We start from the raw sequence: 14,160 nt of genomic DNA, 5'->3' as shown, positions 1-14,160 counted from the left end.
CCCGCTGTTATCAGCGCGCAATCCATAGCCGGAAGTGCCGCAAACACTTCCGGCTTTTTAGTTCGCATATTGTCCCTTATTTATATTCCATGATGTGTTATTTTTTTATATGAATAAGCACCTTGTCTGACGCTATTTTATAAGTAATGCCCGTAAGGCCGGCAAGGACTTTTAATACTTCAGATAATGGTTCACGCGAAAAACTGATCTTATAATGCCCCTTGTCTTTTCCTGCGCCGCTAACAATGACTGGAATGTTATACTGTCGTTGTAATTCTGCGCCTATTTCCGCCAGCGTACTGTTATTAAAATAGAAGATATTCCTGCGCCATGCGCCGGCTATTCCCTCAGGAAGATGATTGATCACTGCTTCCCTGGTAAGTGGGTCATAGGCCAGTTGCACGTTTGCTGTCAGAGAGTCTGCGAGTGAACGGTTGGTTTGTGCATCAGCGACTTTCACCTTGCCGGATATGACGGCTATATCATATTCCTGTTGTCCTTTATAAGCCCTGATATTAAAGGAAGTACCCAGTACGGTAGTATGCAGGTTTTCTGACTCAATGATAAAGGGATGCGCCGGATCGGGAGCTACGTCAAAAAAAGCCTCGCCGGACAATATGATACGTCGTTCGGTCGATCCAAAGTCGCCGGGAATGGTCAGTGCAGTAGCTGCATTCAAATGTATCACAGTACCATCTGATAAAGTCACCTGTTTCCGCTCACCGGCAGGAGTAGATATCAGTTGTGCAGCTGCAATAGGTGGTTGCTTCCTGTTGATAGTATAAAGTCCGGCAATAGTTACTGCAATGAGTACTACGGCAGCCGCTGACCACCAGTATATAGTACGTCTGCGTGGAGGCGCCTGTATATGCTGAATAACACCCGACAGGATCTGCTGGTGTAAACGTTCCTTTTCATGCGGGTCCAGTAGTATACCTTCCTCTGTAAAGGAAGCATACCACTGCTCTACCTGTTGTATTTCGGCAGGTGTAGCGGTGCCTTGTATATATTTATTTAATACGGCTTTGAGGGTGGCCGTTGCTAACTGTTTTTTATCCATACACCATATATATCCCCGTTGCGATATGGTGGTACTGATATTCTATGTTAAGGAATTATGAAGGAAAAGAAAGGATCGTGATCAGCAATACAACAGGTATTTCATTTTGTGTATGCATGTAGCTACGGAGAATGCGTAACGTAGTAGATATATTGTTTTTAACTGTCTGTTCTGATACAGATAGCCTGGCCGCAATTTCCCGGTTACTGAGATGCTGATACCTGCTCAGGCGATAGGGGAGATGTAGTCTTTCCGGCATCTGGTCTAATGCCGCATGTACCTTTTCTTCCATTTCCTTTACTACCAGCAGTTCATGCGAAGATGTAGTATATTGCCCTGAAAGGAAATCACTCAGTATTTCTTCATTGTAAATAATTGCCTGTGGCCTTCCGAAGTGGTTGATAACACGATAACGCGCTGCCTGGAACAGGTAATTTTTTATACCATTTTCTTCTTCAATTATTATGGTGTCCCTGTTCTTCCAAACGGAGATAAAGATCTCCTGTAAGATATCTTTGGTATCTTCCTCATGACGGAGCCTGGCATAAATATGCCTGTATAGTTGCTCCCAGTAACGGTTGATCAATGCAGTAAATGCATGATTGTTCCCCTCTCTGACCAACTCCATCAGCCTGTTGTCTGAAAGCTTTTCCATTGGTACAAACATAATACCTGGATGTAAACTCAATATTAATATTCCGGCACCGGAAGAGAGGAGCTTATAAAAGTACCGGATGCTGGTAAAATAATATCAGCTATCTTTATGTAACAACGTTACTGCTATGAATATTCTTACACAAATATCCACACACCTGCTTGATACGCTTGAAGGAGAGAACTGGACTGACATAAATGTAATGGATAGCCTGAAGGACGTAACAGTACAGGAAGCTACTTTGAAAACAAAGGCTTCGCCTAATACAATTGCCTCCCTCGTAAATCATCTTATTTATTGGAACCGGGTAATGATACAACGGATAAATGGTATCAAGGTAAATATACCTGATGTCAATGGATTCGATGTTCCCAACTTAACAAGTGAGCAGGACTGGACAAATCTGAAGAATGAGTTGGTTACATCTACATATGAACTGGCCAACGCGATTAGAACGGTGGATGAAAACAGACTTGAGGAACCAATCCTGCCAGACCACTCAGCTATCTATAAAAGCCTGCACGGGATGGTGGAGCATTTACATTATCACCTGGGGCAGATCGTGATCCTGAAAAAGTTAATTAAGGCCGGCAATTAGCTGTACGACCTTAATCATTCTCTTCTTCTTCCTGTTTTTCCTTTTTTACTTTTTCAGGATTATCTTTTTCATCGTTTTCCCCTGCTTCCTCTCCAATCTTTCTGACAATAGAAGATACAGGCCCTTTCATATGCTCCTCGGGGTTTGGTCCAAGTGTTTCCGGGTCTGGTTGTATGTTGGAATCTTCCTTTTCCTTTTTAACGTCTTTATCTTTTGGATTTTCCTGTATCATAAAAGTTCATTTACTATCCCCCGCAACAAAATCATGCCAATGCATGAACAGGTTTCCCGGGTTTCCTTAGGTAATTAATATGGGTTGTTTGAATTTTGCAAATGATGGTTTGATGTTCGTAATGGCTATAACATGGCTCCTTCTTAATTTTGACTATTATTCAACGTAAACAGATGAATTCATGAAACTAACAGGAAATAAAATTTTAATTACCGGCGGTGCCAGCGGTATCGGACTGGGACTTGCAGAAAGATTTCTACAGGAAGGCAATACCGTGTTGATCTGTGGCAGACGTGAAGCTGCGTTGAAAGAAATTTCAGATAAATATCCATCCATTATTACCAAAGTATGCGATTTATCTGCGGAAGCCGGACGGGAAGAGCTGTATAACTGGATATCCACCCATCACAGTGATCTGAACGTACTGGTGAATAATGCCGGTATCCAGAACTGGACGAACATCACAGATGCGGATTTTTATCAGCTTGCAAAAAATGAGATAGCTACGAACATTGAAGCTCCGGTACATTTAACAGCGCTTTTCATCAATCTGAAATCACTGAATGCAATCATGAATGTTACCTCAGGACTGTCTTTTGTACCATTAACTAAAGTTCCCGTTTACAGTGCTACCAAGGCATTCTTCCACTCATTCACACGTTCATCACAATACCTGCTCAAAGCAAAAGGTATAGAAGTGATCGAAGTGATACCGCCTGCATTGAATACCGACCTTGGTGGAAAGGGTCTGCACGATGCTGCGCCTCCGGTTAGCGATTTTATAGAAGCAGTATTTAAACAGCTGAAAGAAGGTAAAACAGAACTGACTTTCGGATTTAGTGAGGCTATGTCAAAAGCTAATCCTGAAGAGTTGACTAGCGCTTTTAACAGGATGAATCCAAGCTGAGGACCCATAGCACAAGGATGTTCCTGACGGGCTTATTTATGTTTTATCGGATGCTGTGTTTATAGCAAATGCCATCAATAAATCACAATAGGACTCCGTCAGGAATCCCGTTGTTTGTAGCGCGTGGTGACAATCCCGGAGATACGGAATGGCTTCAACCCCGGGAAAACGGAATGGTGACAATCCCCGGACGTGTGGTCACAGCGGACAATTGTTTCAGCGTGAAATAGGTAATGCCAAACATAGTTCCAAACAGAAAGGTGAATGCCCACATCATGATGTGTTCCTGTGGCCTGAGAATATGCAGGGAGAAGGTATACAAAAGCTTTTGCGGTTCGGTAACAGCATCCCAGCTGTTAAAACGCAGATACCTGCCAACATAGACGCCGTAGCCGCATAACATAAAGCTTATCATCACGGTGATCTTTACCCATCTTTCCTTCAGGTACCTGGCCAAAAACTGTTCTATCTGCATGAGCGATACGATCCCCAATAAAAGACCGTTCCATGCTGCAGATGTTACCAGCAACAGATCAAACCATTTGGGAACCGGAGGTTTTTCTGTATAGTGGAAAAGATCTGTTATCATGTAAGGAGCATTGGGGAAGAATGCCAGCCAGCAGCCTAATAACAGTATGGCCCTGAGATTAAACCGGTTCAGACGGATCAGGAACCGGCTGAATAATAAAGGCAATACCGCCAGGAAGGTATTCCAGACATAAAAACAGTACGCCAGTTCTTTTGTATAAACGAACCTGGTGAACAACAACAGCATGGTAAAGGACACGGAAACCAGCAGCATTCTTTCGAGAGAGGAAATCTTCTTTAACATATTGGTATTATTGTTTAATCCCTAGTGTGCAATAGCATTGTTGTTAAATGCAGCGCTGTTTGCCGTTACACGATTGATAATTCTGTTGTACTTGTATCTCATCTTGATCATATATTTCCTGAACGTATTACCGCCCGCTTTGAATAACTTTTTGTGGGCCATCCATACTACGCATGCGGTAGAGAAGTAGAATAGATAATATGCCTTAATGGAGATGGCTTTCCCTAAAGCGGTCTTGTTGTTGTAGATGATAGAAAGGCGCTCTGTCTGAAACTCAATATGAGGTGCTTCATCGATAAGTATATCGGTACAGATCTGCTTGAGTAATTTACAGTTGCTTGCATCCTTCATGGATTGATAGAATATCTGAGCAGTACTTTCTACAACAGTAACTGTCAGCGTCCATATTTCCATATTAGCATTGAAATACCTTACTTTTCTAAAAAGTGTATCTCCGAGATCCGCTTTGATCCTTGGTTTACCTATTCTATCGAGGTATATGCCCAGGTTGTTGCCATGTTTCTGTTCTTCCTTTATGAACAGGGCGGTAGCTTCAATATAAGCCAGATCATTGATCTGGTTGGCATACCTGGTCACTGCCTTCAGTAAATGTCTCCCGTCTGATGTCTCTCCCAGTTGCCAGGCCTGAAGGGAACTTAATATTGCTGCAATTTCCTTTTCAGAAATCTCTGCTTTCAAAGACCAGTCAATACGTTGCCTTTTTGCGTTTTCCTTAAAGTACAGAATCCACTGATTACTTGTCTTCATATGTCATGTTTTATCATAGTTAGTACAGGTCGATATTGTTCTTTAAATATGCTTTGTATTTCAAAGTGTAAGCCCAAAAAAATGGCAGGACAATGCCCTGATCGGACTATCAGCATTGTGCCTGTCACGATCCAATGAACCGGGTTATTGAAAGTGTTTAGATGTTGCGGATAACATCGGGTCCAGGTACCACTATATACTCCCTGATGGAGAAGCTACCGGCAATAGGCAAACAGAAAGATATGCAGTTAACCGCATCGCTGTTAACAGGTTGCAATACATGCGGACTGCCATTTCTTCATCCGTATAAAGTGATTTTAAAGCACTTTGAATAACAAAGTAAATGAATAATTTTAACTTTAAACAAAATATTTTTCCCCTCCACTTACCGCTCATAAAGCTTACCTTTTCATACTTCTGATCTTTTTATAAATTAGATTAAACTACTCTACAACATATGCGTAAACTGTCTATTGTCGCCTGTGCCTTAATATGTACCAGTTCTATGTGTTATGGCCAGGAAAGACCCACCATTGATTTTGAAAAATACGATCCGCCTTCCTCCCTGGTAGTACCGGAACATAAGCTGACAAGGGCGAAGTTCCCTTTCATAGATGTACATAATCACCAGAACGGTTTGTCATCGGGAAACCTGCGGGACCTGCTACAGGATATGGATGCCCTGAATATGAAAGTAATGGTGAACCTTAGTGGAGGTAACGGCAGCGGGCTGAAAGCGCAGACAGATAATGTGAAGAGTAAGGCGCCTAACCGGTTCATCATTTTTGCGAATATTGATTTCAGCGGCATAGGAGAGGAGGGATGGACAGAGAAAGCAGTTCGTCAGCTGACGGAAGATGTGAAGAATGGTGCAAACGGCCTGAAGGTATTTAAGAACCTGGGGCTTAGTGTACGTGATAATAAAGGCAAGCGGGTCGCTATTGATGATCCCCGCCTGGATGCTATATGGGACCAATGCGGTAAACTGAAGATCCCTGTACTGATACATGCGGCTGATCCGAAACAATTCTGGCAACCAGCAGATTATAACAACGAACGCTGGCTGGAATTGATCACTCATCCGGGACGCAAGCGTAGTGATACGGATCCCGCGCCCTGGGAGCAGATTATTGAAGAGCAACACCGGATGTTTAAGAAACATCCGGGTACGACCTTCATAAACGCCCACTTTGGCTGGTATGGGAGCGATCTGGCGCATTTATCGCAGTTGATGGACGAGATACCGAATATGTATGTTGAATTCGGAGCAGTGATTGCTGAACTGGGACGACAGCCGAGAGCGGCAAGACAGTTCTTTGAGAAGTATCAGAACAGGATCCTTTTCGGTAAGGATTCCTGGCAGCCGGAAGAATATACTACCTATTTCCGTGTGCTCGAAACAGCAGATGAATACTTTCCTTACCACAAAAAATACCATGCCTTCTGGCGGATGTATGGTATGGCATTGCCGGATGATATATTGAGGAAGGTGTATTATCAGAACGCATTGAAGATCATTCCGGGGATAGATAAGCGCTTGTTTGAATAATACGGTAATGGGGCTGAGAAATCAGCCCCATACTTTATCACCGTCCACCATTTCCAGCTCGCCAATACCACCTTCCCAACCGGGAAGATCAATATACCATCTGTTTGATGAAGTTTTGTAAAATCTGAATGTGTGTCTCATGTTTTGGAGTTTAAAAGGATGCAAAGATAATGCAGTTATATGTATGACAATTTCATATCATATGGGAAGGTCTTGTAACCCGACTTGAAAGAGTGCTCTTTTCCCTGCTTGATACCTGTTTGATACCTCTTATCCTCCCTTAATCCTCCCTTTCGAAGGGAGGATTAAGGGAGGATAAGAGGTATCAAACAGGTATCAAAGCATTGTATGTATAGCTTAACCCCGTCATTTCGCAAACGATTCCAGCAAAGCCGCCGTTTTCCCCGGTTCTGTGATCATCGCATCATGCCCTGTCGCCAGTGCATAATATTGCCAATCCTTACTGTTTTTTGTCTTTTCCGCAAAAGGAACTATCGCCGGCAGCATTTTTACGGTACAGGCGATATAGATCAAGGGAAGATGATTGCCGTAAGGATGTTGCAACACCAGTGGCTGTGTAAATGTCCTGAAAGGCTGACCTGCCAGTCGTGCATTCACCCAACTGATATCTGTCGGATTGCTTACACCGAATGTCTCAGCAGACCATGCCGGAAGCGTCAGTCCGTCGTCTTTTTCTGCGGCTTTAGCCATGGCATCCTGTACTGCTTTAGGTTGAATAGAGAATGCGCTTTGCCCGTTCTCCGGTAATATGGCATCCAGGAATACCAGTTTACTCAATCGCTCCGGAATCCTGTCTGCAACACCGGCAATCACTGTACCCGCATAGCTATGACCTACAAGTATCACATTATGAAGATCTTCCATTTCTATCAGGTTGACGATATCTGAGATATGCGTTTCCAGGTTGACGGCGGGACTCAGTATGTTTTTATGCTCTCCCAGTCCGCTGAGTGTAGGCGTATAAACAATATCACCGTGTTCTCTAAGCAGGTTGCTCACCCGCTGCCAGCACCAGCCACCATGCCAGGCACCATGCACCAGCACATATACAGGATGTTTGGACGAAGTAGATTGTGCGTAGGTATCCGTAAATACAAAAACGGATGCTAACAGGAGTAGTGCCAGCCTGATTTTTCTTATTTTCATAATGTTTATTTTTGAAGGCAAATTTATCCCGGCCGCGAATGGCCGGCAATAACTCACCCGAAAGTGAGTCGTTAAATGAATCTATATGGCGAGCAAGATCAAGGAGACTTCTACCAATGCATATAACCTGAAAGTATTGGCAGCTTCATGTGAAGTGAATGATATGCTGAAGATGATCAGTCCCAGATGGAAGATGCAGATCCTCTACTGCATCTCACAGGGCGTGCGGCAGTTCAGCCGCCTGAAGGAAGTTTTCCCTTCATTGTCTGATCAGGTATTGGGGAAGAGGTTAAAAGAGTTGGTAGATGAAGGATTGGCTGAGAAAACAATATTGAATGAGACAGTTCCTCCACAGGTTATCTATACACATACCGAAAAAGGAGCAGCCTTACTGGCTATTGTACTGGACTTGCATCTGTGGGGAAAAAGAGACTGGGGAACTGGCCCTCTGGAATTCTGCAAATATTCCAGATAGAAAAAGGCAGCATTTTTCTGCTGCCTTTTTTGTTGGGATTGTAACAAAAGATGTCACTTTTTAAGTTCAGTACATCATGATAACGCCATGTTAGAAGCCATAACTAACCGATGCACTGAGAATTTGCCCCGTGGAAGTACCCTCTTTCTTTAATTCACCGTCTACATAGATCTGCACTTTTAACGATGAAGATGCATTTGCGCCAGACGCACTAACAGCTGCTGTTGCCATTACGGTGCCTGCCGGAACGGTAATCTCAGGACTCGTCCAGGTAGTGCCGGTAAGGCTGGTAGCAGTTGTCTGATTGGCATCATAAGCGTAAACAGCTACCGAGATGTTGGAACCCGTACTGGCAGTTGCCTTGAAAATTACTTTATGGGATTTGGATGCTGGTTTGTTATCATCGTCTTTAGAACAGCCAGTAAAAGCTGAGGCTAACATTAATGCCAGGAGTGCGTTTCTTAAGAATTTCATACATGCAAAGTTTGGTAAAATGCCTACTCTTTCAGTTAATCAGTTTTCGGCGTCCCTGTTATCGAAAAGCAAAGTTATACCTGACCGTTAGGCGTGACAATACCGGGAACCCATGATTTATTTCTACCTGTTTCCAGGTATTTTTTTAATTTTACTGACCATGATCCGTTTACTTAACCTGATAATATTATTCGTAATCATTTCTGTATGTTGTAAAGCCCAGTTGCCTCTTGATCAGCAGAGATATTATGATAGCCTGACCACCATATTGCAGAAGACCACCTCCGATAGTTTAAAGGCAAGGGCCCAATATGGACTGATATATTATTGGGTGCCCAGAGACACAGCAAAGGCAAGACAATGCCTGGATGAAGCCCGTAGACTCAGTAAACAGTATCCCTTCCTCCTGGCTGTTTCCTATGCACATGAAGGATATCTCTATTACAGTGCTGATATAGACAGGAGTGATGCCGCCTTTGCAAAGGCAGATAGCCTTTTAAACAACTTTACTACAAAGGAAGCATATCAGTCAAGAGCAAACGTGTGGATAAACCGTGCCGCCATCAGACAGCGAAAAGACGACGATAGGGCCTATATTGATATTATACTGAACAAAGCCATTCCATATGCGCTCAAAGCAGGAGATAGTGCTATCGTAGCATCCCAGTATGCAGGTATAGGCACCGCCTTTATGAACCTGGAGGAATATGACAAAGCTGAACCTTACTATGATCGGGCTATTCAGATCTTTCGATCGACCAATGCACAGCCTTCAAGATTGGTGGCGGCGCTGAACAGGGCAGGAGAGAATTACACCTACCTGAAGAAATATGATGAAGCGAAGAAAACAGTGGCGGCCGTAAAGACATTACTTGCTCCCTATCCGGAATCAGAACTATATGCAGTACACTATATGGTAGAGGGATTGTGTTATTTACATGATCAGCAATATACGCAGGCAGAGACCAGTTTTGATAAAGGAATAGCGGCTGCCAAAGGGCCCAATAAAGCGTATGTGATACAGGAACTGCTGTTCTATAAGGTCAAAGCATTGCTGGCGAATAAGAAATATGAACCGGTAAAACAGATCCTCCTGGAGCTTTCCAAAGATGAAGAAGTAATGGAGCTGGGTAGCAGCAGGTTGGAAGTGTACGAAGGACTGGCAGCAAGTTATGCAGGACTGGGGCAAATGAAGCCTGCTTATGAGTGGATGAAGCAGTCGCGTCATCTGAGCGACAGTCTGCATGAGAGTGATGTTGCTAATGATATCAATGAACTAGAGATGAAATATCAGCGTGCCGAAAGCCAGAAAGAGATCATTACACTGAAAGCAAAGAACGAACAGGCTGCACTCTCGGCAAGGAACAGCCGTTTATATATTTTACTCCTTGCCTCCACTGCTTTGCTCTTATTGATAGTAGCCATATTTGCGTTGTTGTACTATCGTAGTAACAGGAAATTGTTGTTGCAGAAAGAACTGAATCATCAGCAGGAATTGAAGGATATAGAACAACAGCAACGCCTCCGGTTCGGGCAGGCGGTGTTACAGGGTGAGGAACAGGAGCGCCGCAGATTGGCCAGGGACCTGCACGATGGCCTGGGAGGGGCGTTAGCAGGCGTGAAATTAAACCTGTCAGGTCAGGTTGATAAAATAGCTGCTGAACAGCAGCACGAACTCCGGAGGACAATCAGCCAGCTGGATGATTCCCTGACTGAGTTGCGCCGTATTGCACATAATATGATGCCGGCAAACCTGCTGAAGTTTGGCCTGCAAACTGCATTGAAAGACTTATGTGAGTCAGCGATGACGAATGCTTTGAAGATAGACTTCCAGGCTTATGGTATTGAACCAGCTATGCCGGAACAGACACAGATCAACATCTACCGCATTGTACAGGAATTGCTGGCAAATGCGATCCGTCATGCTGCTGCAAGTAATATTATCCTGCAATGCAGCCAGGACGGAGATACATTCCTGATCACACAGGAAGACAATGGAAAAGGTTTTGATACAGCCATCAACGGGAAAGGTATAGGGCTCAGTAACATAAGGAACAGGGTGGGTTTCCTCAGGGGAACAATGGACATTACATCCGTTATCAACGAAGGAACCACGATAAACATAGCATTACATGTCGGATAATAAGACCACACTCGCCATTGTGGATGATCATCCAATTGTACAGGAGGGATTGCAGAAGCTACTGGTGAATGCAGCAGATATCACTATTGTGGGTTGCTTTACCACAGGGACAGACTTTGTCCATTTCCTGAAGGATCATCCTGTAAATATCGTTCTGCTGGATATCAGCCTGCCCGATGTCAGCGGTATCGACCTTTGCAGGGAAATAAAGAAACGCTCGCCCGATACCTGTGTACTGGCACTGAGCAATCACAGTGAACGCAGTATGGTGCTGCAGATGTTACAGAACGGTGCGACAGGATACCTGCTGAAAAATATCTCCGGAGAGGAATTAATAGCCTGTATTAATGAGGCTTTGAACGGACGGGTTAGTTTCAGTCATGCAGTGAAAGAGATCATGTCAAGACCCTCGGTAAATGAGTTGAAGGATGTGCCCCGGCTCACCAAAAGAGAAAAGGAGATTCTGCAACTTATTGCAGATGGTATGACTACTACTGATATCGCCGGAACATTACATTTAAGCCCGTTGACAGTAGAGACACATCGCAAAAGCCTGCTACAGAAATTTGATGTGAAAAATGTGGCAGCAATGATCAGGGCAGCTATAGAGCAGAAGCTGATATAAGCATTATAATTTCCAGCCTTTCTTTTGCAGATAAGCGGCGCACTTTTTACAGAACGCCTTTTCTTCTCCTGTAGGGTCGCCACCTTTGGCATCGCGCATATAGCAGGTAGGAACGGGGCAATGTTGTAATCCCATATTATGCCCCAGTTCATGAATAACCAATTTGTAGAAATTCTCTTTGTTTTTTAAGCGAGGCAACCCCGCCATAATATTCCCCTCAGGAAAATTTATTTGACGAGGCAACCCTTTCTCTGTAAACTGCATTTATAGAAGTACAAACCCGCTGTTCTCTTGACTATACCAGAACTCATAAAAGAAGCTAAAAAAGGCAGTACGGCCGCCCAGCGCTATCTGTTTGACCTGTTGTCGGACAAGATGCTGATGGTATGCCGCCGCTATGTCAGGAACCAGCAGGATGCTGAAGAGCTGTTGCTGGATGGCTTTTATAAGTTCTTTAAATCTCTGCCGGACCTGAGTTACCAGGGAGATGCCGCCCTGCACAGTTGGGTGAAGCGGATCATGATCAATGAATGCCTGATGTTTCTGCGAAAGAAGAGCGCATTTGTGGTAGTGTCAGAACATGTAGCGGAAACAGTGGCCCTGGAAGAAGATGTACTGAACAACCTGTCGGCCGCAGAGATCTTCAACCTTGTCATACAATTGCCGGCAGGTTACAGAACGGTATTCAACCTGTACGTCATTGAGGGCATGAATCACGGGGAAATAGCGGGACTACTGGGAATATCGGAGGGTACCTCCAAGTCCCAGTTAAGCAAGGCCAAATCTTTATTACAGAAAATGCTTGTGCAGCAAAATATTGAGTATGTCAAACGAAAAACACAGTAATAGCTGGATAGGTAAGCTGGATGAATTGGAAAGTTTGCCAGGTGAGGCGCCGCTTGATAAAGTGGCTGCATGGGACCGTTTGCATCAGCGGATGGACGGAAAAAAAATTAAAAAGAGGGGGGCTTGGTATTGGGCAGCGGCCTGTTTATTCCTGGCTGTTATAGGGCTGCTTCTCCTGAAACTGGAACGTAAAGGAAACTTCCCGCCTCCGGCATCATATGTAGCGAATCCGTATAAAAAGAAGATGCAGGAGAAGGAATCGGATATAAAGGAAACACCTGTTATCGTGAAAAGCCCCGCAGTACCAACTCCGATGGATAGCCCTACAGGAAAAAAGCCGCTTCATGTAAAGGAAAAAACACCTGCTATAATATCGGATGTAGCCACCATATTACCACCCATTATAAAGGCAATTCCTCATCCCGATACTATGCTGGCAGAGACGACGACAGTAGCGGCGGCACCCAAAAAAATGCGGGTGGTGCATATCAATGACGTCGGTGGTGATGTGATCGGCAACGCCTATGTATATCCTGAACACAAACAATTTAAAATAGGCCTTAGCGGTCCTGCTGGTTTTGCCAGCCAGATAGTGGCCGATAAGACACAGAAAACAACACTCTCGCCCAAAAATTAAATAGTAACATGAAGACGAACATTTACTTTCTGATGCTCTTTATGAGCATCACCGGGGTAGCGTATGCCCAGGAGAATCAATCCGCCGCGAATGAAGACCGGGTCTTTGACCTGCCCACGAACGAGATCAATAAGCGCTTTTTCATCGCCCTCGATAAGGGTGATAAAATGCAGGTAGAACTGGTAGATATGAGAGACCTTGCCCACGTTGGAAATATCGATTCATTGCTGAAGATCTTTCTGAAAGATCTGAGCCCACTGAAAGATTCCCTGTCCGACGAACTTTCCGTAAAACGTATCGATTATGTAATGGAACCACCTGCAGCAAAGAAGATCCGTATCAGGCAGGCAAGACCTGCCGGCAAGAGTTTCCTCATACAACAGAATGATGTGGCCGCATTGAAACTGGAACAGGATACCGTGCATTTCATTGGTGTAGTACCTGTACCTGGCGCCAAAACTATCCACCGTTACAGGATCAGTTTCTTTCTGAACCGCCTGGATGATCTTGCCACTTATGCAGATGGGCGTTTACAGGCAAGGCTGGTCAGCCTCCGCGAAAATGTATACTCCAACTGGGTGAAAGGCGATAAAGGCATGATGCATCTCAAAAAGGACTATACTATATCGTCTAAAATGCCGGCAGGTTCGATTTATTCCCACGGCGACTACCTGGCCTTCACGCCGACGGCCAATATCCAGAACTACAAAAATTACTTTGTGCCATCTTTCAGCCTGGGCGCTACCGTCATAACCGGCACCATGGGTAGTACAGGTAGAACACACGAATTTGGGATCTACTGGGAACCTAACTTCTTCTTTGGAAAGAATAGTGAAGGCAAAGTGAAAACCTACCGGAACGACTTCCTGACACTGGTATATGGCGGAGGACCGGGAAGGAAGGAAGTGGAAAAAAAGGAGCCTTATCTGCAATATGTCTTTTCTGTGAGTTATCTTATTCACCGCAGTGGGGATTATTTTGACAAACATACTTTCCGGGCAGGTGTAGGACGGATGTCGCTATTTGAAGGAAAAACGAAGATAGAGCCTGTCCTGTATTTTCATGAATTCTTTAAAGGAGTTACACCCGGTATAAGACTGATACAAAGCTTTTAACAGACTTCTTTATACACCTCCATTTTATAGAACCGTTTAACCGGAAACAGAGAATTACGGGAATTCCCGTAATTTTC

The 14,160-nt window shown here is 44.2% G+C and carries 18 protein-coding genes; 9 read left to right on the top strand and 9 right to left on the bottom strand.

The window, feature by feature from the left end; translation table 11 throughout:
- Nucleotides 1-97: 97 nt before the first annotated feature.
- Nucleotides 98-1,060: a FecR family protein gene (locus tag CLV42_RS31965; protein WP_106606017.1), complete on the bottom strand. Its 963-nt coding sequence runs from the start codon at nucleotides 1,058-1,060 to the stop codon at nucleotides 98-100.
- A 55-nt stretch (nucleotides 1,061-1,115) separates the two neighbouring features.
- A complete protein-coding gene (locus CLV42_RS31960; RefSeq protein ID WP_170117725.1) occupies nucleotides 1,116-1,715 on the bottom strand; it encodes an RNA polymerase sigma factor in 600 nt (199 codons plus the stop codon).
- Nucleotides 1,716-1,842: 127 nt separating this feature from the next.
- On the opposite strand from CLV42_RS31960, the gene CLV42_RS31955 reads away from it, so the two are divergent.
- Nucleotides 1,843-2,313 carry a DinB family protein gene (locus CLV42_RS31955; RefSeq protein ID WP_106606015.1) on the top strand — a complete coding sequence of 157 codons (471 nt, stop codon included), beginning with the start codon at nucleotides 1,843-1,845 and terminating at the stop codon, nucleotides 2,311-2,313.
- 10 nt (nucleotides 2,314-2,323) lie between these two features.
- Here the strand turns inward: CLV42_RS31955 and CLV42_RS31950 are convergent, their stop codons facing one another.
- The gene (locus tag CLV42_RS31950; RefSeq protein ID WP_106606014.1) at nucleotides 2,324-2,545 is read right to left on the bottom strand and encodes a hypothetical protein; all 222 of its coding nucleotides are present in this window, start codon (nucleotides 2,543-2,545) and stop codon (nucleotides 2,324-2,326) included.
- A 181-nt stretch (nucleotides 2,546-2,726) separates the two neighbouring features.
- Here CLV42_RS31950 and CLV42_RS31945 point away from each other — a divergent pair, with 181 nt between their 5' ends.
- On the top strand, nucleotides 2,727-3,452 hold the full coding sequence (locus CLV42_RS31945; protein ID WP_106606013.1) for an SDR family oxidoreductase: 726 nt from the start codon (nucleotides 2,727-2,729) through the stop codon (nucleotides 3,450-3,452).
- Nucleotides 3,453-3,606: 154 nt separating this feature from the next.
- On the opposite strand, the gene CLV42_RS31940 is transcribed toward CLV42_RS31945, so the two are convergent.
- Both CLV42_RS31940 and CLV42_RS31935 read right to left on the bottom strand, forming a co-directional pair.
- A complete protein-coding gene (locus CLV42_RS31940; protein WP_106606012.1) occupies nucleotides 3,607-4,284 on the bottom strand; it encodes a DUF1361 domain-containing protein in 678 nt (225 codons plus the stop codon).
- A gap of 21 nt (nucleotides 4,285-4,305) precedes the next feature.
- Nucleotides 4,306-5,052, bottom strand: coding sequence for a hypothetical protein (locus CLV42_RS31935; protein ID WP_106606011.1), 747 nt, complete (start codon nucleotides 5,050-5,052; stop codon nucleotides 4,306-4,308).
- 457 nt (nucleotides 5,053-5,509) lie between these two features.
- Here CLV42_RS31935 and CLV42_RS31930 point away from each other — a divergent pair, with 457 nt between their 5' ends.
- Nucleotides 5,510-6,601 carry an amidohydrolase family protein gene (locus CLV42_RS31930; protein ID WP_106606010.1) on the top strand — a complete coding sequence of 364 codons (1,092 nt, stop codon included), beginning with the start codon at nucleotides 5,510-5,512 and terminating at the stop codon, nucleotides 6,599-6,601.
- 21 nt (nucleotides 6,602-6,622) lie between these two features.
- Here CLV42_RS31930 and CLV42_RS34515 read toward each other — a convergent pair whose 3' ends face one another.
- Together CLV42_RS34515 and CLV42_RS31925 are read right to left on the bottom strand one after the other, a co-directional pair.
- Entirely contained in the window at nucleotides 6,623-6,742 is a 120-nt protein-coding gene (locus CLV42_RS34515) for a DUF6717 family protein (protein WP_317048025.1), read from the bottom strand.
- A gap of 225 nt (nucleotides 6,743-6,967) precedes the next feature.
- Nucleotides 6,968-7,768, bottom strand: coding sequence for an alpha/beta fold hydrolase (locus tag CLV42_RS31925; RefSeq protein ID WP_106606009.1), 801 nt, complete (start codon nucleotides 7,766-7,768; stop codon nucleotides 6,968-6,970).
- 85 nt (nucleotides 7,769-7,853) lie between these two features.
- Here CLV42_RS31925 and CLV42_RS31920 point away from each other — a divergent pair, with 85 nt between their 5' ends.
- Nucleotides 7,854-8,243, top strand: coding sequence for a winged helix-turn-helix transcriptional regulator (locus CLV42_RS31920; protein WP_106606008.1), 390 nt, complete (start codon nucleotides 7,854-7,856; stop codon nucleotides 8,241-8,243).
- 90 nt (nucleotides 8,244-8,333) lie between these two features.
- Here the strand turns inward: CLV42_RS31920 and CLV42_RS31915 are convergent, their stop codons facing one another.
- The gene (locus tag CLV42_RS31915) at nucleotides 8,334-8,717 is read right to left on the bottom strand and encodes a hypothetical protein (RefSeq protein ID WP_106606007.1); all 384 of its coding nucleotides are present in this window, start codon (nucleotides 8,715-8,717) and stop codon (nucleotides 8,334-8,336) included.
- Between the two features lie 160 nt (nucleotides 8,718-8,877).
- Here CLV42_RS31915 and CLV42_RS31910 point away from each other — a divergent pair, with 160 nt between their 5' ends.
- Together CLV42_RS31910 and CLV42_RS31905 are read left to right on the top strand one after the other, a co-directional pair.
- On the top strand, nucleotides 8,878-10,860 hold the full coding sequence (locus CLV42_RS31910; RefSeq protein ID WP_170117724.1) for a histidine kinase: 1,983 nt from the start codon (nucleotides 8,878-8,880) through the stop codon (nucleotides 10,858-10,860).
- Nucleotides 10,850-11,485, top strand: a complete 636-nt coding sequence (locus CLV42_RS31905) for a response regulator transcription factor (protein WP_106606005.1) — start codon at nucleotides 10,850-10,852, stop codon at nucleotides 11,483-11,485. Before CLV42_RS31910 ends, CLV42_RS31905 begins: the two co-directional genes overlap by 11 nt.
- Before the next feature lie 3 nt (nucleotides 11,486-11,488).
- Here the strand turns inward: CLV42_RS31905 and CLV42_RS31900 are convergent, their stop codons facing one another.
- Nucleotides 11,489-11,749 carry a hypothetical protein gene (locus CLV42_RS31900; protein WP_106606004.1) on the bottom strand — a complete coding sequence of 87 codons (261 nt, stop codon included), beginning with the start codon at nucleotides 11,747-11,749 and terminating at the stop codon, nucleotides 11,489-11,491.
- Between the two features lie 27 nt (nucleotides 11,750-11,776).
- Between CLV42_RS31900 and CLV42_RS31895 the strand changes: the two genes are divergently transcribed.
- Genes CLV42_RS31895 through CLV42_RS31885 form a run of 3 tightly spaced genes read left to right on the top strand, consistent with a single transcriptional unit; the run spans nucleotide 11,777 to nucleotide 14,083 of the window.
- On the top strand, nucleotides 11,777-12,331 hold the full coding sequence (locus tag CLV42_RS31895; RefSeq protein WP_106606003.1) for an RNA polymerase sigma factor: 555 nt from the start codon (nucleotides 11,777-11,779) through the stop codon (nucleotides 12,329-12,331).
- Complete coding sequence (locus CLV42_RS31890) at nucleotides 12,309-12,968, top strand: hypothetical protein (protein WP_106606002.1); 660 nt, start codon at nucleotides 12,309-12,311, stop codon at nucleotides 12,966-12,968. Before CLV42_RS31895 ends, CLV42_RS31890 begins: the two co-directional genes overlap by 23 nt.
- An 8-nt stretch (nucleotides 12,969-12,976) precedes the next feature.
- Nucleotides 12,977-14,083 carry a hypothetical protein gene (locus tag CLV42_RS31885; protein ID WP_106606001.1) on the top strand — a complete coding sequence of 369 codons (1,107 nt, stop codon included), beginning with the start codon at nucleotides 12,977-12,979 and terminating at the stop codon, nucleotides 14,081-14,083.
- Nucleotides 14,084-14,160 lie beyond the last annotated feature (77 nt).

Origin of the sequence: Chitinophaga ginsengisoli, from assembly GCF_003014595.1 — a bacterium.
GTDB lineage: Bacteria > Bacteroidota > Bacteroidia > Chitinophagales > Chitinophagaceae > Chitinophaga > Chitinophaga ginsengisoli.
The sequence above is the reverse complement of the archived record's forward strand: the minus strand, read 5'-3'. Positions and strand labels throughout refer to the sequence as shown.